The 23,371-nt window shown below is 53.2% G+C and carries 20 protein-coding genes; 16 read left to right on the plus strand and 4 right to left on the minus strand.

The annotated features are described in order from the left end of the window. Positions 1-9: 9 nt before the first annotated feature. The 7 genes from rplS to JW885_03950 all read left to right on the plus strand — a co-directional run bounded on the left by rplS (position 10) and on the right by JW885_03950 (position 6,623). The gene (gene rplS / locus JW885_03920) at positions 10-357 is read left to right on the plus strand and encodes a 50S ribosomal protein L19 (protein ID MBN1881299.1); all 348 of its coding nucleotides are present in this window, start codon (positions 10-12) and stop codon (positions 355-357) included. A 28-nt stretch (positions 358-385) separates the two neighbouring features. After that, entirely contained in the window at positions 386-2,356 is a 1,971-nt protein-coding gene (locus tag JW885_03925; GenBank protein ID MBN1881300.1) for an AAA family ATPase, read from the plus strand. A gap of 3 nt (positions 2,357-2,359) precedes the next feature. Then, positions 2,360-2,983, plus strand: coding sequence for a ribonuclease HII (locus tag JW885_03930; GenBank protein ID MBN1881301.1), 624 nt, complete (start codon positions 2,360-2,362; stop codon positions 2,981-2,983). After that, positions 2,973-3,338 (plus strand): YraN family protein, encoded by a 366-nt coding sequence (locus JW885_03935; GenBank protein MBN1881302.1) that lies wholly within the window; start codon positions 2,973-2,975, stop codon positions 3,336-3,338. Before JW885_03930 ends, JW885_03935 begins: the two co-directional genes overlap by 11 nt. A 186-nt stretch (positions 3,339-3,524) precedes the next feature. After that, on the plus strand, positions 3,525-4,406 hold the full coding sequence (locus JW885_03940; GenBank protein ID MBN1881303.1) for a hypothetical protein: 882 nt from the start codon (positions 3,525-3,527) through the stop codon (positions 4,404-4,406). Continuing rightward, positions 4,396-5,415 (plus strand): hypothetical protein, encoded by a 1,020-nt coding sequence (locus JW885_03945; protein ID MBN1881304.1) that lies wholly within the window; start codon positions 4,396-4,398, stop codon positions 5,413-5,415. The genes JW885_03940 and JW885_03945 overlap by 11 nt, the downstream gene beginning before the upstream one ends. A 188-nt stretch (positions 5,416-5,603) precedes the next feature. Continuing rightward, positions 5,604-6,623 (plus strand): hypothetical protein, encoded by a 1,020-nt coding sequence (locus JW885_03950; GenBank protein ID MBN1881305.1) that lies wholly within the window; start codon positions 5,604-5,606, stop codon positions 6,621-6,623. Between the two features lie 210 nt (positions 6,624-6,833). Here JW885_03950 and JW885_03955 read toward each other — a convergent pair whose 3' ends face one another. From JW885_03955 to JW885_03965, 3 genes are read right to left on the minus strand one after another with little or no spacing between them, the layout of a single operon-like run. Then, on the minus strand, positions 6,834-7,340 hold the full coding sequence (locus JW885_03955) for a DUF523 domain-containing protein (protein ID MBN1881306.1): 507 nt from the start codon (positions 7,338-7,340) through the stop codon (positions 6,834-6,836). Beyond that, a complete protein-coding gene (locus tag JW885_03960) occupies positions 7,282-7,941 on the minus strand; it encodes a phosphoribosylglycinamide formyltransferase (GenBank protein ID MBN1881307.1) in 660 nt (219 codons plus the stop codon). The genes JW885_03955 and JW885_03960 overlap by 59 nt, the downstream gene beginning before the upstream one ends. Before the next feature lie 20 nt (positions 7,942-7,961). Next, positions 7,962-8,999: a phosphoribosylformylglycinamidine cyclo-ligase gene (locus JW885_03965; GenBank protein MBN1881308.1), complete on the minus strand. Its 1,038-nt coding sequence runs from the start codon at positions 8,997-8,999 to the stop codon at positions 7,962-7,964. 390 nt (positions 9,000-9,389) lie between these two features. On the opposite strand from JW885_03965, the gene JW885_03970 reads away from it, so the two are divergent. From JW885_03970 to JW885_03990, 5 genes are all read left to right on the plus strand, one after another. Then, a complete protein-coding gene (locus JW885_03970; GenBank protein ID MBN1881309.1) occupies positions 9,390-10,604 on the plus strand; it encodes a TIGR00300 family protein in 1,215 nt (404 codons plus the stop codon). Between the two features lie 32 nt (positions 10,605-10,636). Further along, the gene (locus JW885_03975) at positions 10,637-11,668 is read left to right on the plus strand and encodes a DegT/DnrJ/EryC1/StrS family aminotransferase (protein MBN1881310.1); all 1,032 of its coding nucleotides are present in this window, start codon (positions 10,637-10,639) and stop codon (positions 11,666-11,668) included. 6 nt (positions 11,669-11,674) lie between these two features. Then, the gene (locus JW885_03980) at positions 11,675-12,664 is read left to right on the plus strand and encodes a methyltransferase (GenBank protein MBN1881311.1); all 990 of its coding nucleotides are present in this window, start codon (positions 11,675-11,677) and stop codon (positions 12,662-12,664) included. A gap of 157 nt (positions 12,665-12,821) precedes the next feature. Then, positions 12,822-14,585, plus strand: a complete 1,764-nt coding sequence (locus JW885_03985; GenBank protein MBN1881312.1) for a hypothetical protein — start codon at positions 12,822-12,824, stop codon at positions 14,583-14,585. Positions 14,586-14,812: 227 nt separating this feature from the next. After that, entirely contained in the window at positions 14,813-15,502 is a 690-nt protein-coding gene (locus JW885_03990; GenBank protein MBN1881313.1) for a tetratricopeptide repeat protein, read from the plus strand. Here JW885_03990 and JW885_03995 read toward each other — a convergent pair. Further along, positions 15,469-15,762 (minus strand): hypothetical protein, encoded by a 294-nt coding sequence (locus JW885_03995; GenBank protein MBN1881314.1) that lies wholly within the window; start codon positions 15,760-15,762, stop codon positions 15,469-15,471. The two genes, JW885_03990 and JW885_03995, sit on opposite strands and share 34 nt — an antisense overlap. A gap of 295 nt (positions 15,763-16,057) precedes the next feature. On the opposite strand from JW885_03995, the gene JW885_04000 reads away from it, so the two are divergent. From JW885_04000 to JW885_04015, 4 genes are all read left to right on the plus strand, one after another. Then, the gene (locus tag JW885_04000) at positions 16,058-18,058 is read left to right on the plus strand and encodes a cation:proton antiporter (protein MBN1881315.1); all 2,001 of its coding nucleotides are present in this window, start codon (positions 16,058-16,060) and stop codon (positions 18,056-18,058) included. A gap of 436 nt (positions 18,059-18,494) precedes the next feature. Then, on the plus strand, positions 18,495-19,478 hold the full coding sequence (locus JW885_04005; protein MBN1881316.1) for an AraC family transcriptional regulator: 984 nt from the start codon (positions 18,495-18,497) through the stop codon (positions 19,476-19,478). Positions 19,479-19,667: 189 nt separating this feature from the next. Continuing rightward, positions 19,668-21,389, plus strand: a complete 1,722-nt coding sequence (locus JW885_04010; protein ID MBN1881317.1) for a hypothetical protein — start codon at positions 19,668-19,670, stop codon at positions 21,387-21,389. Between the two features lie 214 nt (positions 21,390-21,603). Then, the gene (locus JW885_04015) at positions 21,604-23,301 is read left to right on the plus strand and encodes a hypothetical protein (protein MBN1881318.1); all 1,698 of its coding nucleotides are present in this window, start codon (positions 21,604-21,606) and stop codon (positions 23,299-23,301) included. Positions 23,302-23,371: the final 70 nt, after the last annotated feature.

A 23,371-nucleotide genomic window follows, 5' to 3' on the forward strand; every position in this document is an offset into this window, starting at 1 on the left:
GAGTGACTGATGAACACTATAGATATGATCGAAAAAGAGCACATGCGCACCGATATCCCCGATTTCAGGGCGGGCGATTCCGTGAAGGTTCATGTGAAAATCAAGGAGGGCGATAAAGAGCGCATCCAGGTTTTCGAAGGAACGGTCATCCGCAAGAGAAAGGGATATGCTCGATCAAGTTTCACCGTCAGGAAGGTCTCCTACGGTGTGGGCGTCGAGCGGATATTTCCTCTGCATTCCCCCATTATCGAAAAGATAGAGGTAATGCAAAGGGGCCGGGTGCGTCGCGCAAAACTCTATTACCTGCGCAAGAGGAAAGGCAAAGCTGCCCGGATCAAGGAGTTGAGAAAATTCTAATTCCGGCCGTCAGCAGAGGGGAGAGATTATGTTTCTGCTGGATATGGTCGTCTCCGGTGTGGGAAAATATGCCAAGGCCGTCAAGTTTACCTTTCATAAAGGGTATAATGTAATTCTTGGCGGAAACGAAAGCGGTAAGAGCAGTATCGCCCGAGCGCTCATGGCGGTTCTGTTTCCGGACGTCTATTCCGGGGACAAGGATTTCCTGAACTGGCAGCTCGAGGGGGCATCCCGCTGTTATGCGACCATCCAGCAGGGCAACGAAGCCTATCGTCTCGTCAGGGACTATACCCAGGGGCTTTCCAACCTGTCACGGTATATCAAGGAACAAAAGACATTCGTGCTGGTGACGAAGGATCACAACGAGATCAACGATTTCATCACCGGCACGTTGAATATCCCCGACGAGGAAATCTATTCCCACATTTTTTTCTCCGATTTAAACGGACTTCCCTCCACCAATCCTTTTGGGGCCCAGGGTCTTGCCCCAAAGGCCGCACCGGCTAAAAAAGGTGAGGGCGAGGTCATCGATGAAGAGCTCGACGAGATGGACATCGCGGACGTCAGGGAGCGGCTCGATACCCTGCGGCAGGAAATGGTGCGGGCGCAGGAGATCGAAAAGCTCCAGATGTCCATGGACGACGAGCAGGCGAAGGTCTATGAGCTGCAGACCAAGGTACAGAAGGTCACCGGCATGGAGGAGGAGCTGGAAGGGCTGAACGATTTTATCGCGAAATTCGAGAGCATGGGGGACATGGAGGGGGTGATGGCTCGGATTCAGAAGTTCAGCGATACCGAACGACGCAAAGAGGTGAGCCTCGCCGAGGTGAAGAACCGAAGGGGCCAGGCGAACGCCGAGCTGACGACCGCTCCGGTTCCAAACATCAAGGACAACAAGTTCATCACGCCTGGATTGTCAATCGCCGGCGGCGGCATCTTGGTCGCGTTCATCCTCTGGAATATGTTTCTGGGCAGCGTCCTTGTGAATGATCTCGGCCTGGCTGTCGAAACCGCGGAAAAGATCAGGCATGCCGTACAGTTTGCAATCGTGATCGGCCTGGGCGTTGCGGGATGGGGGGCGTGGCAGATCATCAGCGCCCGGGGCAATATCGGACGCCTCAACCGGATGATCGTCGACGCCGACGAGCAGATCGCCCAGATTAACTCCCGGTTCGCCGCGGAAGAGCGGGAGATAAAAGCTCTGATGACCACCCTGGGCGCGGATAACATGGTCTCCATCAAGGAAAAGGTCAAGTCGTTCGAGCAGGCCAAGAGGAAGCGGCAGAAGCTGGCAACGGATATCGAGGCCGTCAAACAGGACGAGGAGTACCAGAGCCTGATGCGCCAGCAGGACGAAATAGACGTCAATATCGCCCGTATCCAGAAACAGCTGGAGGGCGCCGGCGCTCTCGGCTTTACCCCCCAGGAAATGAAGAGCGAGGTGAACCGGCTTGAGAAGTACCTGAAAAAGCGGGGCGTCATCGTCAGCGCCACCGGAGAAGGCGGGGGAAAAAAAGGCCCCTTCGGCGCCGGCAGGGTGGAGTCGAGGTTTCCCACCGATCACGTTGCGCGTTTTCTAGCCATTGCCACCGAGCTGGTGCAGAAGGGGAAAATGGACCCGCTCTCGGAGCTGCAGAAGATCTTCAACGAAAATATCAAGCTCCTCACAAACAACGGCTACGCCCGGGCCACGTTCAGCCAGGGAGGGGTAATCAAGTTCTTCAAGGCGGACAGTCTGCTCCGGGTCAGTATGGACAGCATGTCCCCCGCCACAAAAGACAGCATGTATTTCGCCCTGAAATTCGCCATGATAGAATCGATGCTCAGCCATATGGCCCTCCCCGTCGTTCTGGACGACCCGTTTGTGATGTTCGATGACGAGCGTCTGGCGGCGGCGGTAGCCATCATCAAGCGGATTTCCCAGAAGACCCAGGTGGTGCTCTTGACCTCCCGGCAGGGTGCGCTCAAGGGCGCGGACCGCTCCCTCAAGATCAAGTGAGTCATGCTCACGGCCTACGACGATCAATTCTACTCCCATGCAATCACCCACCTTGCGGGCGTGGATGAAGCCGGCCGGGGTCCCCTGGCGGGGCCGGTGGTGGCCGCGGCTGTGGTTCTTCCCCACTCATGCCGCATCGAGGGCCTGAGGGACTCGAAGCAGCTTACGGAAAAAGCCCGGGAGCGCTACTACGCCGAGATAACGGAGCGGGCCCTGGCATGGTCCGTGGGCATGGTGACGCCGGAGAGAATCGACGCCGTGAACATCCTCCAGGCGTCCCTTATCGCCATGAAGGAGGCGGTGCTGATGCTCTCCCACCCCTTCGACCTGGTTCTGGTGGACGGCCGCTTTCCTATCCCCTTCTCGGAACGGGCGATTCTCCAGGAGGCTGTAATCCGGGGGGACGGGCTCTCGGCCCACATCGCCGCGGCGTCGGTGGTGGCGAAGGTCACCCGGGATCGGATCATGCGTACCTACCACGAAGAATATCCCCACTACAACTTCGCCCGGAACAAGGGCTACCCCACACTGGAGCACCGCACGGCCCTCAAGCGCCACGGCCCCTGTCCCATCCACCGGCGGACCTTCTCCGGCGTCAGGGAGCTTGTCGATGAAGATGAAGCCTGATCGGGCGGGACGGATCGGGGAGCGGTTCGCCCGGTGGCGGCTCCGGCTGATGGGATATCGGATTATCGAGACCAACTGCCGACTGCCCGGGGGGGAGCTGGACATCGTCGCGAAAGACGGGGACACCCTGGTGTTCGTGGAGGTCAAGACCGCCGCGTCGAGTGAATTCGGCCGGCCCGAGGAGTGGGTGGACGCGAGGAAGCAAAAGAGGCTGGGGCGACTGGCGACGGCCTACCTGGTACGGCAGGGGAATATGGACATCCCCTGCCGGTTCGACGTGGTGGCGGTGAGCCTTGAGGGAAAGCTCCCCCGAATCAGGGTGATCCGGAACGCTTTCGAGCTGGAGGGTGGGTGAGGGGAGGACTCGGTCACATAATGTCTGAAATTGCTATGGGGGAGACGCAGCAATAGAGGGTGAAAATTATGATACCTGTGAGGCGGAACCATAAAATCATAATTGACAATAGTTAGCAGTGTGCGTTATAAATACAGAAAAATTTCTCCGATTAACTCATATAGTAATCGTGTGTTCCAATCCCTCATGAAAAGAAAACCGATCCTCGCCTATATCCTCTCATCAGTCGCCATGGTGCTGGTGTGTTTTGCGTATTACAGGAGATACCTGGTCAATGCCCGGGAGACTCTTGACCTTTATTTTGGTATTCATTTCCACGGTTTAATTGTTGATAAAGCATATATATGGAAATCGGGTTTGGATTCTATTGGTATTCACGTCTCTTTGGTGATCATTCCCATCTTTTTTATACTCCTCTTGTGGGCCGTACGGGGAAGACTCAAGGCGAACGTGCTTCTCACTGGACTGATGTTCTATCCTATAACGGCATTTTATGTTCATTCCAGATATATTATTCTCTTTGATGATGATTTATGTGACCTCTTATTTCTAATTGCATTTTCACTCTCCGTTTTCTCGATCATTTTTTCTGTTATATCAATATATACCAATGAGCAGAAACTTCATGTTACGAAACACGTCCCGAAGAGTATCTCTATCTCCTATTTTGTACTTGTTGTAATATCGCTTCTTGGGTATGTTACGCTCGGCCTGGTCAGTGATCGAGCATTGAATTTCATTTGTTGGAGTTATAGGGGCGATTATTTCGCTTTCGTTCTCATCCTTGTGATTTTACTATTCTATTGCACAAAGGCTGTGTTGCGAAACGACGAAAAGGGGTACATCACCCTGCCCATAGTAGTGACGGCGCTGACTATATCTATCACATCACCACTGGGGATTACGGCCCGTCTTTTCCAGTATGAACTCCCATTGGAAATTTTATATGAGTATTATATGGTGCATATGAAAACTGTTCCATGGATTATCCTTCTCTTCTCTCTTGTCTCCATTCTGTATCTGCTGTATTTATGCACTCGATTCGTCGAGGAAGGGCATGATGGATAATAACAGGAATGCATTCATATTAACCATGCTGGTATGCTTTTTTCTGGTACCGTTTCTCTACCTCTGGTCATCCTTTGACATCCCGAACAAGGGGCCGTTTGCTATTCTCTTTTTCCCGGCGAGTGGTAAATTGATTCATGAAAGAGGTGTACTCCTCGCTCTCCCTATTCTGATATGTACATGTTTTTTCGCGTATAGAGACAGCATGAGGGCCAACCTGGCAAGGATAGGTGTGTTGTGCTACTATTTTCATGCCGTATACGCCATCATACCCCGTTTCCCACAAATACTGAAATTTTATGAAGAAAATCCTTTATTGAAGCTCTTTAAATTCAGTTTGCCTGGAATACTGTTTCTTATTCTTATCCTGTTTGCTCTGTATTACAGCATACGATCGATACCTCTCGATAAAATATCAACTGATTTATTTGAAAACGTTTCAAAGAAGTCAACAACGAGATTATTGATTTTTGGAATCGTCACATTTTGCCTGCCGATGATTATTATCTTCTTCTGCCACGTTTCCGACATCGAGAGCCTGCTTTCTCTTAACAATTTCGTCTACCATTTTGTATATCTGAATGTGATGCATTTTGCCGGCAGGATGGCTTTACCTTTCAGTTTTCTTTCTCCTGAAATCAGATTCGGAGTGGTCGTGCCCCTCCTGGGGATCGCTGCTTATTTGCTTTCGAAAAACAGAGTGGCTGGATACCTGATGACTCCTATTCTATTGGTGAAGGAAGCGATTCCATTCCTCACGTTTTTTCATCCACAATATTATATGTGGTTTATGCGTCACTCTATCTTCGAAATGATACAGATAATTGCTGCGCACCTGGGAATTGGGAAAAATAAAGAAATAATATCTTCTGATGCATTCTTAGATTATTTTACGAGGTTCTTTTCTATTGACCTTGGACATCTTCTTTTCATTATTTTTACCACCTGTTGTTTTATTTATTCCATCCTGTATCTGGCAAAGATGAAGGAAATAGATACAGCAAAATGACATGGATGGTTACATACAAGGTGGGGCGGGATGAAATCAAGGGAGACCGCCTGTAACTATCGTGCACGGTTGATAGACCATATGAGACTTCTTGACATTTACCGCTGAGACCATATAATTTTAATCATCTGGTACAAACCGAGAAAATCTAAAACAAAGAGAACCGCTGAACGATAAGGGATAATCACATGAAACGACGAGTGGTGTTATTGTGTGCATTGGGCTGTGTTGTTGTCTGTTCGATCTTCCCGAGTGTCCCGGCGGGAGGATTTGAGGATACCATCGTTCTGGAGGACACGGGGGATGCGGAGATTATTGAGACCACGGTATTCAAGGGACATATCATAGATTTTTTGGTATCGAACTTTAGGACGATCGCTGCATTTGTCGCAATATTCAGTTTTCTTTTTGCGGTATATAACCATTTCATGTCCAAGAAGGATAAAGAGAGGGATAGAAAATATTTCAAAGAGCATTTCGATTGGATAGAGAAGGAGATACAAAAGGATCTCTCACAGGATGAGATCGCCTCGCTGGAGGGGAGGCTGGAAGAGTTGAAAGAACAGATAGAGCAGGCGCCGAGGCTGGCGAAGATGGTGGTGCTGAAAGACAAATATAATTCTCTCATCGATGTATTGAATGAGAATTACGAATCATTGCGGCTGGTGGAAAAGCAGATCACAGAGGCGGGCGGAACGGCCGAATTGGATGAGAATCTTCAGGAAGCCGTATCTTCAATCATCACTCCCCAATACGTCATTAAAAAACGGCTCTCGAATTTAAAAAATATTTTGATACTCACAACGGCGACGGCTGCAATCGCCGCATCGATTCTTCCCACAATACTGGAAATCATCATATCATTGCCGTTTCTTGTGCTGAGTGGATATATTGTATTTCAAATGTCCCGGTTGTATTTCAGGGAAAACCTGGCGGCGCGGTTCGACGAAGAGGAGATGCACCGAATACGGCGGATGGTGGTGATATTTCTTTTGTTCTTCGCCGCATTTTTTACCGGTGTCATTATCGTCACGGTCATTCTTGAGAGGATGCTGCATGGCATGTGGGACATCGGCGGCGTGGTGGATATCGTCCTGGTGGCGTGTGCGGCCGTGATGTTCCTGATCTCATTCGGTCTCTTGAGACGATTCGGCACGTTGAGAAAAACAATAGACAATTCGTTTCTCAAAGAATTGATGGAGATATGATCCGGGTGCGAGAAAAGGTTTTCACGAGAGAATTAGGATTTTTCTTGACCACGGAGTATACGGGATAGGACCGTACAGGTCTTGAGGGATTCGTGTCGATTGATGCGAAATCTACAGACGGCGGGCACCGCCTTCCCTGACGAATCATCCCGACGCTGCACGAGTTTCAATCATACAGAAAAATATAAATAATCATTTCACCCCCGGGGCTCACATCTCCTCGTCCGAGATGACAAGGACGCCGTGGGACGCCAGCAGCGCCGCTGTCACCCCCATGCCCCGGGTCTCCTCGGGGCCGCTTCCTTTCTCCACCGTAATCCGGTGTGTGCCGCAGGAGGGGCTTTTTTCCTTCAGGATCGCCATCGTCGCTCCGGCGTTTTCGGCGTGGGCCAGCGCGGCGTGGGCTCCGGCTATGTATGCGGCGGTCCGGTCTGCGCCTTCCGAATCCACCAGCACCGCAGAGCCGCCGATGACGTCTTGCCCGTCACCCCCCGTCAGCACGCACGGCGGCCTGGGGGTGGGAAGCCCCCCGGCCTCCTCGGGGCAGACGGCGATGTAGGTTTTCCCCTCGAGGAACGAGATGACCTTCGGCGAGGGTTTGGATTTCCCGTCGTAACGACAGGCCACGCCCAGAAGGCATGCGCTGACGAGGATGGGATCAGTCACCGAGAATCTCGGCGGGGGGGTTGATCGCGGCGAATTCCGCAGGTACCGCATCCCTGACGACGACCTTACGCCCGACTATCCCCACCCGCCCCTGGGCAATATACTGGATGGCCTGGGGGTAGATGATGTGCTCCTGGGCCAGGATGCGCTTCTGGAGGGTGTCCTTGGTGTCGTCCGGCATCACCGGCACTACCGCCTGGATGATGATCGGGCCGGTATCCACGCCGTCGTCCACGAAGTGGACGGTGCAGCCGGTGAACCTCACGCCGTAGTCGAAGGCGTCCTGCTGCCCCTGGGTGCCGGGAAACGACGGCAGCAGCGCCGGGTGGATGTTGATGATCTTCTGGGGATAGCGGCGCAAGAAATGGGGCGTGAGCACCCGCATGAACCCGGCCAGGCATATCAGGTCCACCGGGCCGGAAGAAAGGGCGTCGATGATGGCGTTTTCGAAGTCCTCCCGTGTTGCGTAATCCCGGTGGTTCACCGCCACCGCCGGGATATTGTGGTTTTTCGCCCGGACCAGCCCGTAGGCGTCCGGCTCGTTGGAGAGGACGAGGGCGACCCTGGCGTCTATCGTGCCGTTTTCGGTGCCGTCGATGATGGACTGGAGGTTGGTGCCGCTGCCGGAAATGAAAACCGCGAGGTTGAGCATATCGGAAAGCCTCCTGTTGCTTAGGGGGTCAGGATTACGTCCGGATCGTCGTCGGTCGGTGCGATCTCGCCGATGAGGACCGGTTTTTCCCCGGCCGTAGCAAGCGCCTCCATCGCCGCATCCTTTTTTTCCGCAGGGAGGATTACCGCCATGCCGATGCCGTTGTTGAAGGTGCGGAACATCTCCCGATGCTCGATCTTCCCCGCGTCCTTCAAAACCTGAAAGATCGGGGGCGCCTCCCAGGTGTCCGTGCGTATTTCCGCCCGGACGCCCGGGGGGAGAAGCCGCCTGATGTTGTCGATCAGGCCGCCGCCGGTGATATGGGCCAGGGCCGAGACCTCTACGGTATCGGTGAGAACAGAAAGCGCCTTCACGTAGATGCGGGTCGGCGAAAGCAGCTCCTCCCCGGCGGTGCGGTTCATTCCGGGGAGGGTGTCATCGACTGTGAGTCCGAGGATGTCGAACACGACCTTTCGGGCCAGGGAATAGCCGTTGCTGTGAAGCCCCGACGAGCGAATCCCCACGATGACGTCGCCGGGGGAAATCTTCGACCCGTCGATGATGCGCGGACGGTCCACCAGCCCCACGCCGAAGCCCGCCAGGTCGTATTTCCCGTCCGGGTAAAAGCCGGGCATCTCGGCGGTCTCCCCGCCGATCAGGGCGCATCCCGCCTCCCGGCAGCCCGCGGCGATGCCGGAGACCACATCTGCAAGCACCCCCTCGTCCAGCTTTCCGGTGGCGATGTAGTCCAGGAAAAAGAGCGGCACGGCCCCGGACACCGCGATGTCATTGACCACCATCGCCACAAGGTCGATGCCTACCGTGTCGTGCTTTCCGGTCATCTGGGCGATGAGGAGCTTCGTCCCCACGCCGTCGGTGGAGGAGACGAGGATCGGGTCCTTCATGCCGGAAAGGCCGGGCCGAAAGAAGCCCCCGAAGCCGCCGATATCCCCCACTACGCCGTCGGTTCTGGTGGATGCGATTTCCTTTTTGATTCTCTCGATAAACCGGTCCGCCGAGTCGATATCGACGCCGGAGTCCTTGTAGGTAATGCCCATGTGTCGTGACTGATTATTGTGTTGATAAAACCCGATGGTTCCCCTGAAACAACACCAGAGGATACCACGCGTCTTGTACTTTTTCAATCTCTTTTCACAAAAACCTCCCATGACCGTCTGAATCTCCCACAGCATTCCAACGTCGCACATGCGTTGATTCAGCAGGAGAGACGTTCCCCCGTGAAACTCCCGTTGCGAAGGTCGGTGATTGGTGATACAATACCGGATCGAGCGCATTGAGATAACTGTGCGTTTCTTCGCCCCTTTTCCGGGCCTCCCGGCGGCATTGCCGTGCGGTGTGGGGTATCCCACCGGGCCCGGACACAATCGTTTGTCATCACTCCCACAGTTACAGATCGGGGGTGATATCTCAACGCATCGGAGCGGATCATGCCTGAAAACGTCATAGAACTCGAGGGACATATCATCGACTCCCTCATCCTTCCCCGGGTGCTCACAGCCGTCATGGAGATGGGCGGGAATTTCGACGTCGAGACCTTCACCATGGGAAAGCGAAAGGACGAGACGAGCTTCGCCCGCATCCGCATACACGCCGAGGACGACGCCACCCTCAACGGCATCCTGGAGGCGGTCCGGGATTTGGGGGCGGTGCTGGCGGACGTGGGCGAGGTTCGGTGGGAGGAGGCACCGGCGGACGGGGTCTTTCCCGAGGGGTTTTACTCCACGACAAACCTGAAGACGGAGCTGTACACGAACGGCGGGTGGCTGGAGGTGAAGTGGCCGGAGATGGACTGCGCCGTCAGGATATCGGAAGACGGCAAGAGTGCTGAGACGGTCACCTTCTCCGGCGTAAAGAAGGGGGATCGCATCGTCGTGGGGCACCAGGGCGTCCGGGTGCACCCGCTGGAGCGGTCCCGGGAGCGGGAGCTGTTCGAGTTCATGAGCTCAGGGGTGTCTTCCGAAAAGCCGAAGGGACAGCTCATCGCCCGGATCGCGGACGAGATGAAGGAGCTGAAAAAGAAGGGCGGGAAGATTCTCGTGGTGGCGGGGCCGGCGGTGATCCACACCGGGGCGGGACCGTACCTCTCCCGGATGATAGCGGACGGCTTCGTGGATGTGCTGTTTGCCGGGAACGCCCTGGCGGTGCACGATATCGAGTATGCCCTCTTCGGCACGTCTTTGGGGATATATCTCGACCGGGGCGTCCCCGCCGCCGGGGGGCACGAGCACCACATCCGGGCCGTCAACGCCGTTCGCCGGGCCGGGGGCATCAAAAAGGCCGTTGAAACGGGGATTCTCACCTCAGGCGTGATGCACGCCGCCGTGACGGTCGGGATTCCCTTCGTCCTCGCTGGCTCCATTCGGGACGACGGCCCCCTGCCGGACGTCATCACCGATTCACAAGAGGCCCAGGAGGCCATGCGCGCGCACGCCCGGGGTGTGGACATGGCTCTGATGATCGCCACGACGCTGCACGCCGTTGCCACCGGGAACATGCTCCCGGCGTCCGTGCGGACGATCGCCGTGGATATCAACCCGGCGGTGGTCACAAAGCTGGGGGATCGGGGGTCGTTCCAGACCCTGGGACTCGTGACCGATACCGAGTCGTTTTTGCGGGAGCTGGCCTCCGGACTTTCGAAATAGGTTACTGATGATTTATACAGGAGCAACATCTCATGATTGACTTGAGAAGCGATACCTTCACAAAGCCCACCGACGGCATGCGAAAGGCGATGTACGAGGCCGAAGTGGGCGACGACGTCTTTTTTGAGGATCCGACGGTCAACCGGCTCCAGGAGCGGGTGGCCGAGCTTTTAGGAAAGAAAAAGGCCATCTGGGTGGCGTCCGGCACCATGGGAAACCTCCTTTCTGTCAAGGCGCTGACCCTGCCGGGGGACGAGATCATCCTGGAGGCGGACAGCCATATCGTCTATTACGAGGGAGGCGGCACGGCGGTGCTCTGCGGCGTGCAGATGCGGATGATACCGGGCGAGCGGGGGGTGATAACACCGATGCAGGTGGAACACGCCGTCCGGGCCACCGGAAACGCCCACTTTCCCCGGACGTCGCTCGTCTGCATAGAAAACACCCACAACCGCATGAACGGCGCCATCCAGCCCTTGAGCGACATCGAGGGCATCAGGAAGGTCTGCGACGAGAAGGGGCTTTCGATGCACATGGACGGCGCGCGGCTCTTGAACGCGTCGGTGGCGTCGGGGATTGCGGCGTCCGAATACTCGAAGTATTTCGATACCGTGACCATCTGCTTTTCCAAGGGGCTGGGTGCGCCGATGGGATCGATGATAGCCGGAGACGAGGAGACGATTTCCACCGTCCACCGCTTTCGAAAGCTCGTGGGAGGCGGCCAGCGGCAGGTGGGGATTGTGGCGGCGGCGGCCCTCTATGCCCTGGATCATCACGTGGAACGGCTTGCCGAAGACCACGAAAACGCCCGCCTTTTGGCCCTGGCCCTGGCGGACATGCCGGGGGTGGCCATCGATCCTGACGACATCGACACGAACATCGTCTATTTCGACGTCGCCGATACCGGCATGACCGCCCTTGACGTGGTGGTGGAGATGAACGAGAAAGGCGTGATGATGCTTCCCCTGGGGGAGATGAGCGTGCGGTGCGTCACCCACCTGGGGTTGGATAGGAAGGACATCGAGAAAGCCATACGCGCATTCTCCGAAGTATTCGGAAGGTAGGCATCCATGATCACTCTGAACGACACCACCGCCTACCACCGGGGCGATCAGGCCAGCCTGGGGTGGGAGCAGACCATCTCGGAAAGCCTGAAGGATACATCTTCCCCCTACATGACGGCCCTGAAAAACAGGTACGCCTATTCAGACGTCATCGTGGAGTTGCTTGAGAGTAAAGGCGTTTTGAAACAAGGCGCCCGCATCCTGGAGGTGGGGGGCGGCTACGGGTCGCTCGCCCGGGGAATACTGGAGCGGCGGGGGGACGTCTCCGTCACCCTGCTGGACATCAGCCCGTCCTTCCAGGAGCGGCAAAGGGAGGCGCTTTCCTCATTCGGCGACCGCGTGGAATTCATACTGGCGGATATCTTCGACGTGCTGGAAAAGGCGCACGGGAGGAGGGGGCTTGGGGGAGCCTTCGACATCGTGGTGGCCAACGAGATCGTGGGGGACTTCCCGGCGCTTCTCGACGTGGACCGTGACCTGCTTATGACCTACCTGGAGGACGACGATTCCAGAGAGAAGGTACGGGGCGACCGGCGGACGCTGATGGATGAGGCGGTTGATTACATCTCGAGCCTCGACCTGTTGCTTGACGACATCCCGGAGAAAATCAACCTGCCGATCGGGGCGGTGCGGTTTGTCCGGGAGGTGTTTCGCCTCGCGCCGGTGCTGTTTCTGGCGGAGCATTCCTCGGACTATGACATACCCGAAGCCTACCGGGGGCTCTTCCGGGAGGAGCGTCCCCACCGCTGGCCGAGAGAGGTCCTTCTCTTCGGCCACACCGAGGTAGCCGTGGCGTTCAGGCATCTGAAACGGGCGATCCAGAACGAGGGGGGAAACGTCATCGGGGGGAGCCTGATGGAGCTTCTCAACGTCAGGAACGACGACGGCATTCGGGGGATACTCCTCTCCGGCTCCATCGCCACTGAGACCCACGAGCTGTTGTGCGAGTTCATCAATCACGTGAAGGAGTACCAGTGGGTGCTGGCGAGGGGGTGAGGGAGAGAAGCGTGTGTTTGAAAGTAAGGAGCTTTAAAAAACCGGTATGAATTTGTAAATCTAATAATTACTTGTTCTTCAATAAAAAAAATGGTATCGTATGCCTGAGAAATAAAAGATCGTAATATTGTCCATCAGTAATAATAGAGTAAAAAGAATGAGTAAGTGTGATTATAGAACGGAATATCTGGATCTAAGTACAGGAAACCAAAAAAAATATGAGTGTCCTCATTCGAACTTGATAATTAAAGATATTGATGGCAAACACCGTTGTATTTTTCATGCCCAAGACGAGAAAAAAGATATTGAAATTTTTAAAAAAGAATTTGAAAAACTTTACGAATCAGGAAAACACAATTTTGTCGGGTTTATTTTTCCAGAGGGATTCAGTTTTCAACAACTTAAAAAGCAAGAGGAGTCGCTGGTTTTTGAAAATGCAGAATTTGCTTTTGCAGAATTCCAATGCAAGGCTGATTTTTCTGGTGTTCAGTTTAAAGGCATAATAGGAACTAGCTTTTGTTTAGCTGAATTTTTAAATAATGCTGATTTTAGTTATGCACATTTTTTAGGTAAAGGTAAGGTTAGTTTTTTTGGAGCACATTTCAAAGGCAAGGGAGTAACCACTTTTATCTCGACGCATTTCTTATGTGAAGGAGGGACAGACTTTTCGAGTGCTGTATTCGAAGAAAAGTGGGGGACGCTTTTTGATTTTGCGGAATTTGAAGGAAATGGGGTAATAGACTTCAGTCATGCAATATTTTCCAGCAAGGTGAGGACCAGTTTAGTTAATGCTCAATTCTCCAGTAGAGGGGGAGTAAACTTCAGAGGAGCATATTTTGACGGTAAAGGATATGTTGATTTTTCTCATGCACACTTCTTCGGCGGGGGAATTGTAAATTTCTCAGGGGTGCACTTTATTGTTGAGGGTGGAATTAACTTTATTGATACGAAATTCTATAATAATTTGTCTGCAAATTTTTCTAGAGCAAGGTTTTCCAGTGAGGAGGGTATAAACTTTAGTGGAGCACATTTCAAAAGTGAGAAAGGAACCGACTTTAAAGAAGCTTATTTCTCAGGTAAAGGTAAAACTGATTTTAGTAGTGCGATTATTTTAACTATAAATTTCGAAGGTACAACATTCGAAAAAACAACTGATTTTCAAGACAGTAGATCAGTTTTTCTGGGTTTTCGTAATACATATTTTGAACAGAATTTACTTCTTCGGGGAAGTTATCTTAATGAAATTTATTTTAATGAAATAGATATCAGCAATATTTATTTGGGTGGAAAGTTCGGGGGTGAATATAAACCATTTGCTCCTAAGAAAACCCGAGATAAAATACATTTTAACGACCTACGCATATTTATTTCACTCGGGTTAAGCGAAGACTTCCGACCAATAGGGCCAGCCCTTTCTTCTCATAAGAAGGCAGACAAGGAAGGTGGAAAAGACAACTGGTTGCAGGCTCAAAAAGACTATCTCGTTATAAAAGAGTGGTTTAGATTGTTGGCGGATTATGAAGCCGAAGATGAAATGCTATATTGGGCAAGAAGATGCGAAGCAAAAACAAAAAAATTTCTTGGCAAATGTTGGTTTTGTATTTTAAAAAATATTCTTGGATTTGGGATAAGATTTAAACCAGTGATAATAAGCATAATAAGTGTAATACTTCTTTCTGCATTATTATACTTTTTTGCTGGATTAATGGGACTTCTTAACTACGATAGCTGTGAACCGGTTAACTTTATTGATAGATTAGTCAATTCTCTTTACCTGAGTTTCATTACATATACTACAGTAGGGTTTGGAGACATCTCTCCTTTAGATGGTTTCAGGTTTGTTACAATGTTCGAGGGCATTTTCGGTGTAATCCTGAATGCATGGTTGGTTGCCATGTTAGCCAGAAGGTTATTCAGGTAATATGAAGTAATAGTCATCACTCTTGCACTCATTCTGTTAGACCGATTCAATACCTGGTGAAAAGATAGAATATTAGGTAGATTCCAAAGGGATCAACTGTTCCCAAAAGTCCCACCCATTAAAAAATCGAGCAATAAAGACTTTTCCCGAGGAACAGTTTACGGTATGATATCGCCTGTATATCAAATAACCAATGAGTATATAGACAGCAGGACGCGGAGGGGCATATGAGCGCGAAGAGAAAAGCCGTCATCCTTGTGTTTCTTTCCTTCTCTCTATTGACTTTTTCATCCTGTTTTCAGGGACCGTCGGCGATGGAGGGGCGGGGGTGGGCCTCCATGGACATGGGGGAATTTGAAGAGGCGGTCGGGTTTTTCGACACCGCGATCGAGAAATGGTCCGAGGACAAATATGACTACTGCCCGCCGTACTGCGGCAAGGCGATCGCGTATACATACCTGGGAAGGTGGGAGGAGGTCATCCCGGTGTGTGACGAGCTCATCTCTATGGAATGCGGGATGCTGTTCGGGTGGCCCAAGACGATCGACGCCTGGCCGTACATCAGGAAAGGCATCGCGCATCTCAACCTCGGTGATCTCGACGCGGCCATGGCCGATTTCGACGCCGCCCTCGGTGTTCCCACCGCCACGGATATTGAGCGGTACGAGGCCCACGTGGGGAGGGGACACGTCCTCTTTGAGACCGGGGAGTACGAAGCGTGCGTGAAAGAGCTTTCGCTGGCCGTCGCCGTCGGCTTCCCGTTTGAAACCATCATCAACAAGCAGGACTACACCTATTACTGCTACTATTATGAGAAGGACGCCTATATCCTGAGGGGCGAGGCGTTCGAAAAAATGGGGATGAAAGACGAGGCGATGGACGACTACAAAAGGGCGGGAGAAACGGGGACGCAGTAGGCGGCCGTGGAGGGACCGGGCGGCGTTTCAGCCGCCTGTGCGTGAAGGGGAAGGGTCTCTATCGTTTCCGATATCTTCGGGCGGTACCGGCGGAATGCGGGTGAATGAACACGGTGAAGCACACCGATCAATCCCACCGCCGCCGGGACGAGTAGATCGCCCGGATAAACCGCGTCATCGACTATATATAAAAAGAGCATGTAGATACAGAACTCACCCTGAAAACGCCTTCCGACGCGGCCGATTTCTCGCGCTTTCATTGCCACCGGAATGTCCGCGCCGTCATGGGGGAATTCCCCATCCCGCATACACGGAGATGATCATCTCTCCACCCACGGCGCCGGATGCACCCCGCCGGGCGGCCGCCGCCGGTGTCTCTCTCCATCACCGAAAAAGGGATTCGCGGCGTCCTGTTTCTATTGTACTGCTCCTCCTTTTCTGCTATTTTGAGCGAAACGATGCTGAAAAGCGGCGGAGAAGGCGCTCTTCTCATTACATCCCATTACAGGCCGAACCCGTTCCCCACCCTCAAAACCGGGTGATTGAGTCGACGTCATGGAAATACCCCTCTTCAATGACATATTAATTATCTTCGGCATATCGATCGCCGTCCTCTTCATCTGCCACAGGTTGAGAATTCCGTATATCCTCGGATACCTCGTGACGGGCGCGCTGATAGGCCCCTTCGCCCTGGGGCTCATTTCCAGCTACAGGGAAGTGAAGATGCTCTCCGAGATCGGCATCGTCCTGCTCCTGTTCAGCCTCGGGATCGAGTTCTCCATGAAGAACCTCCTGAGGATCGGGAAGAACACCGTCATCGGGGGGACCCTCCAGGTCGTATCGACGATTCTCGTCGTCTGTGTCGTTTTTCTTTTCATGGGCACGCCCGTAAACGAATCGGTCTTTCTGGGGTTCCTCGCTGCACTCAGCAGCACCGCCATCGTGCTCAAGATACTCCAGGACAAGGCGGAGCTCGAAACCCCCAACGGACAGTTGTCGGTCGGTATCCTGATATTCCAGGATATCGTCATCGTGCTGATGATCCTGATCGTTCCGTTGCTGGCGGGCACGGAACAAAATATCACGCGCGCCCTGTTGATATTCGCCGCCAAATCGATCGGCGTCATCCTGTTCATCCTTTTCGGCGGGCAGTGGATCATCAACCGCCTCCTGTATTATGTGACGCGAACACAGAGCAAGGAGCTGTTCTTCCTCGTCAATATCGTCATCTGTTTTTCCATCGCCTGGCTGACGTACACCTTCGGGCTGTCCCTCGCCTTCGGGGCCTTCCTTGCCGGGTTGGTCATCTCGAATTCCGAGTACAGTCAGCAGGTGCTCAATGACGTGCTCCCGTTTCGCGTCATCTTTTCGAGCTTCTTTTTCATCTCGATCGGGATGATGCTTGATGTCAGCTATTTTCTGAATCATTCGATTCTCGTGCTCACGGCGTTCGCGTCTATCGTGGTGATCAAGATACTGCTGATAAGCGCGTCCATCCTGATTCTGGGCTATCCACTGCGGGTGGCGCTGCTCGTGGGGTTCACGATCTGTCAGGTAGGCGAGTTTTCGTTTCTTCTTCTTGATATCGGCGGCGGTTACAACCTGATACCGGACGGGGTGTACCAACTGTTTCTTAACGTGGCGATCCTGACCATGTTTGCGACCCCGTTCTTCATGAACATCGCGCCGGTGACGTCCGATGTGCTGGAGAAACTCCGCATACCGAAAGCGTTTCGAGAGGGCCTCTACGGCTCGATGCCGATTGATTCGGGACTGAAGGTCCCGCAATTGAGGGACCATGTCATTGTCATCGGGTTCGGGATAAACGGCAGGAACGTCGCGCGCTCGTCCAAGGCGCAGGGGATACCGTATCTGATCGTGGAGATGAATCCCGACACGGTCCGAAGCGAACAGAAAGAAGGGGAGCCCATTCTCTATGGTGACGCGACCCAGGAGGCGGTGTTACGAAGGGCGGGGATCGAACGGGCAAAAGTGCTTGTGTGCGTGATTTACGATCCCGCCGCCACAAGAAGAATCATAGCCATGAGCAGGTCGTTGAATAAAAACGTTCACATTATCGCCCGAACCAGATTTATCAGCGAGATGGTTCCACTGCATGAACTCGGCGCCGACGAGGTCATCCCTGAGGAATTCGAAACGTCGATAGAAATTTTTTCCCGCGTACTCAACCGATTCGACATCCCGGATTATGAAATAGACCGGATGGTCGATGAGATCAGGACGAATGGATACCGGTTCTATCGCTCCCTATTCGGCAAGGAAGGTCGGTTTGCCGATAACGCGAAATGTATTCCGGGAAGCGCCATTTGCGTGTATGATATCGGAGAGAGGTCGGGACTCATTGAGAGAACGTTGAATGAGATAAAACCGATACGGAACCACGATATTGATGTCCTGATGATACGGAGGGGAGATAGGAGGATAATGGAGCCCGACGGCGACACGTTACTCGAAAAGGGTGACAGGCTCATACTTCAGGGGTCCGCGGAGTCTGTATCGAAAATAGGAGCCGTCCTTGAGGACGATTCCGATTAACCGTATGGAGAGGGGAAATGGGACTGCTTTACAGCATTATAATCGATCTCTTATTTTCGAAAACGAAAACATGTCCTCACTGCAAAAAAGAACAGAGAATTTCCATTCACGAATCGAAACCCTATGTGAAGTGTAGTTACTGCGGCAGACTCATTCCTCTGGTGAAGGAGCCGAAGATCGACGGCGATAATGATACTTCCGGTTGATGTCCAGGCGGATCGTATGACGTCTGAATGACACGTATTCCAAATCCACACAGAGATGCTTCATGAGGCGGGAGGTTTCAAGATCCCTTCAAGGTATGCGGGAGAGGGGGGTATTGTCTCTCTTTTCCTCTTGAACCGGGATCGGCACGCAGGGGACAAGACGGGACTTTTGGAGACGGTGGGTGGGTGACGTATCACATACCATCCCGATGAATACAGGATCGAGATAGATGGACGATCAATCGCGCTACCACCGGGATGAGTACATCGCCCGGATTAACCGCGTCATCGACTATATCGAAAAACATATAGACACGGAACTCACCCTGAAGAAGCTTTCCGACGTCGCTAATTTTTCGAGCTTTCATTTCCACCGGATTTTCCGCGCCCTGGTGGGTGAAACCCTCAATGCCTACATCCGGCGGGTAAGGATCGAGCGGGCGGCAAGCCAGCTCATCCATAATCCCGGAAAGACCATCACCGAGATCGCCCTGGACTGCGGCTTTTCCGGGTCGGCGTCCTTCGCCCGGGCCTTCAGGGAATATTACGGCATGAGCGCCAGCGAGTGGCGTTTGATCGGGAATCTGGAAAACAGCAAGAACGGTATACAGGATCGCAAGAATCGCAAAACGAAAAGCAAGCTCGGTAACGATATGAAGATAACCTCCGGGTATGGTGGGGTGTATTCACACACCAACACATGGAGGATTAAGATGCAAAACAGAAAAGACGTCACCATCGAGGTGAAGAACATGCCGGAGTTTCACGTCGCGTATGTCCGCCACATCGGTCCCTACGCGGGAAACCCCGAGCTGTTCGAGGGCCTCTTTGCGAAGCTGATGGCCTGGGCGGGCCCCCGGGACCTGCTGCAGTTCCCCGAAACCCGGGTGATCTGTGCATATCACGATGATCCCGAGATCACCGAGGAGGAAAAGCTCCGGACGAGCGCGTGCATCACCGTTCCGAAGGACACCCCCGTCGACGGGGAGGTGGGGTATATGACCATCCCCGGCGGCAAATTCGCCGTCGGGCGGTTCGAGCTCGCTCAGGACGAATACGAGGATGCGTGGAAGCTGGTCTTCGGTGCGTGGCTTCCGGAAAGCGGCTATCAGCCGGATGACCGCCTCTTCTACGAGCTCTATCACAACGACCCGAAGGATCACCCGGAAAACAAGTGCGTCGTTGATATCTGCGTGCCGATCAGGCCCCTGTAATCGGATTTGAAAAAACGGCCGCGCCCCATAAATAGGGGTTCGGTCGTTTTTTTTTGCATTTGTCTTTAAAGAATATTATACTGCAGCCACTTTGTCCTAGAGAGACTCGGTCTAGATTTCTTTCCACGGAAAGAAGAGTTACTCGGCCATGTGTAGTAAAGCATAGTCAAGTGAAAGCGGAGATCAAAGATGAAAAAAGCAAAACTGATTTTGTCGGCGACGGCACTTCTCCTGGTGCTTCTTCCAATCATGGTGAATGCCCAGGATTTCAACTCTTTCGGAGATACCAGTTACTACAACGCCCCCAAGGCGCTGCTCCGAACGGATGCGTCCCTCTGGGATCAGGATTTCAGGGACAACCCGGCACTCCTCGATCCGGGATCCGACCTGGAGTTAATTATGGACGCCTTTTACACCGGGAGCACCACGGACGTCTCGGTGGATTTCAATCTCGGGTCGACTGTAAATATTCTCTATTATGGGTATCTGGACACGGACTATCGGATACACAATACGGGAACCGATATCGGATTTATAAAGAAGCTCAATGACCGATCGAGCCTCGGCTTTATTTTCAACTACAGCTGGGAGGGGCTCGACGGGGACGGATCGTTCTCACAGTTTTTGGACACTACCCCTGTGGGTGGTGTGTTAAATTACATGCACGGTGAATTGGATGCCGGCATGATCTCAAACACCTTCGGATTGTCGGTACTCTACGACATCGATTACTCCGAGGACTTCTCCCTGGGGGCGGGCATCGGTTATGCCTATATCAACAATCAGATCGACTATGATATGTCCGGGAGCGGGCTGCTGCCGGTTGCCGGGCCTGAAAACCTGTCGGTAGAGAGGGAGATGACCTTCGACTATCACCGCATCTCTCCCGTTTTCGGGATGTCCATACGACCGATCGATCCGCTGGTCATCAATTCATCTCTCTCCACAAACATCTACCTGGGGAGTGTCGAAAAGATATCGAACCTTTTCGATGATGTGTCCACTGTAGCACTTCCCGGCGCGTTTCCAACGACGACCTTTACGGAAAAACTCAATTCGAACGACGTCCTTGTCCTGGACCTCTCCTTCAAGACCGACGGTGAATATGAGATCATCCCGGACAAGCTCTCCCTCCCGTTCTTTTTCAACGTCACGTACGGTATGGCACGCTGGGGTGTGGATGGAGCGGTGAGCGGTTACTTTGTTCCGGGAGTAAATTATTCCTCCTTCCAGGGGCCGGGGACCATAGAATACGGCAACAAAACCGTTAACTGGACCGTTGCACTGGGCGGCGGTGTTGACTACACCGTCGGGGGCTTTGATCTCTCCGCCCTTGTTGGATACAGCCATCTGGATCTCAAAAACTCCTTCTTTATGGACAATTATGTTGTGTCCGCCGTTTCAATCCCCGGCTATCCCGCCGGCAGCACTGTCGGAGGTTTGACGGGTTTATCCCAGAGGCTCGAGGAGTCCTGGGACGTCGTCTCTTTTGAGCTCGGGATATCACGGGAGTTCTCGGAGAAGCTCTCTGCGGATGTCAGCGCCAGGTACGATATCGGATGGGGACATGTAGTCGCGGATATGTGGTACACGTCTCCCTATGATTATGCGGCTGGCGGGGGGGCCACCGGCGGATCGTTTGAAATGAGCCTGAGCGACAGGGAGGTCACCCATACGCTGACCCTCTCAACATACCTCGCCTACAGCCCCATAGAGAATCTCAACCTCTCTTTTCAGGGCATGGTCGGGATACCCCTGAGCGGGATCAATTACAACCTGGGCGGAAATATCGCCGGAACGGGAACACCCGCTACATCATGGCGTATTCTTTTCGGCGGTCCCTCGTCGATGGATATAAATTATAGGGGATGGGACTACGGCGGCATGTTCAACATCGAGTACGCATTTTAGATTTATCAAACAAAATATATGAACCGATCATACTGATGTAATCGGTTCGACGAAAACGGCCGCGCCCCGTGAATGGGGTGCGGGAGTTTTTTTTTGCTTTTCTGTGTGAAGATCATTGTACTGCGATTTCCTTACACCGAAGGAATTCGATCTGGACTGTTCTTCAATTAAGAAAAGCTGTATTGCTTCGTTTTGAAAAGTGGAGGCTTGAAAAGTGAAAAGGGTAACGCTGGTTTTAGTAACGGCGGCATTTCTTCCGATGTTTCTTCCAATCATGGTTCATGCCCAGGATTTCTTCTCCGCAGGGGAAACCGGTTTCTACAACGCCCCCAAGGCGCTGATTCGGACCGATGCGTCGCTGTGGGACCAGGATTTTAAACACAACCCTGCGCTCCTCGATCCGAAATCCGACCTGGAATTCATCATGGATTCATACTACACCGGGAGCACCTCGGACGTCTCAGTGGACTTCAATTTCGGGTCACCGTTGGGTCTCCTCTATTACGGATTCATGGACGCGGAGTATCGGATAGACAATACAGGCGCCGATATCGGGTTCATGAAGAGGCTGAATGACAGATCGAGCCTCGGTCTTGTGTTCAGCTACAGCCGGGAGGAGTTCGACGGGGACGGATCATTTGCACAGTTCTTTGACTTTGGCCCCCTTGGTGGTTTTGATTACTTGTACGGCACACTGGATGCCGGTATGAGCTCCAACACCTTCGCCCTGACGGCGCTCTACGATATCGACCTTTCCGGGGACCTGTCACTGGGGGCGGGCATCAGTTATGCCTATATCAACAATAAGATGGAGTACGATATATCCGGAAGCGGGCTGTTAACGCTTTTTTCCAGACCTGAAAACGTATCGATCGATAAGGAGATGACCTTCGACTATCACCGCATCTCTCCCGTCTTCGGGATGTCCGTCCGGCCGGTCGACCCCCTGGTCATCAACGCATCCCTCACCGCCGGCATCTACCTGGGGAGTGTCGAGCGGGTATCGAACCTGTTCGATGATTATCCGACTTTAGTAATTCCGACGTCAACCTATACGGAAAAACTCGATTCGAACGACCTCCTTGTCCTGGACGTCGCCTTCAGGACCGACGGTGCATACGAGATCATCCCGGAGAGGCTCTCCCTCCCGTTCTTTTTCGATTGCACGTACGGTACCGCGCGGTGGAGTGTCGATGGGGCGGCAAGCGGGTACTTTCACCCGGCTATATATTACGCCCCATTCCAGGGGCCGGGGACCATCGAGTACGGCAATACCACCGAGCACTGGAGTGTTTCTGTGGGCGGCGGCGTGGACTATACCGTCGGGGGGTTCGACCTCTCCGCCCTCATCGGATACAGCCATCTGGATTTGAAAAACTCCTTTGAGATGGATAATTATGTCGTTTCCTCCGTTGTGCTTGCTGGAGGAGGCCCCCTGAGAGGCTTGACGGCGTTCAGTCAGGACATTGAGGAGACCTGGGACGTATTTTCCTTTGAGCTCGGGGCATCCCGGGAGTTCTCGGAGAAGCTCTCGGCGGACGTCTGCGCCCGGTACGATATCGGATGGGGGCAGATGGACCTGGAGACGTGGTACACATCCCCCTTTGATTTTACACCGGTTGGGGGATTTCCCGGCAGTTCGATTGAGATGGACCTCAGTGACAGGGAGGTCGCGCATACCCTCACCCTTTCGGCGTACCTCGCCTACAGCCCCGTGGAGTATCTCAATCTTTCCTTTCAGGGCATGGTCGGGATACCCCTGAGCGAAATCAATTACACCCTGGGCGGGGATGCCGCCGGGGGGGTGTTCGGATCATCGTGGCGGTATGCTCTCGGCGGCCCCTCGTCGATGGATATGCACTACCGGGGCTGGGATTACGGCGGGATGTTCAATATTGAGTATGCATTTTAAGGTGATATAATCCGTGTGAACCGATCAGGCCATTATGATCGCGTTTAAAAGGGGGCCGCGCCTCAATATC

It is taken from the genome of Candidatus Zymogenaceae bacterium (assembly GCA_016931225.1).
Lineage (GTDB): Bacteria > Desulfobacterota > Zymogenia > Zymogenales > Zymogenaceae > JAFGFE01.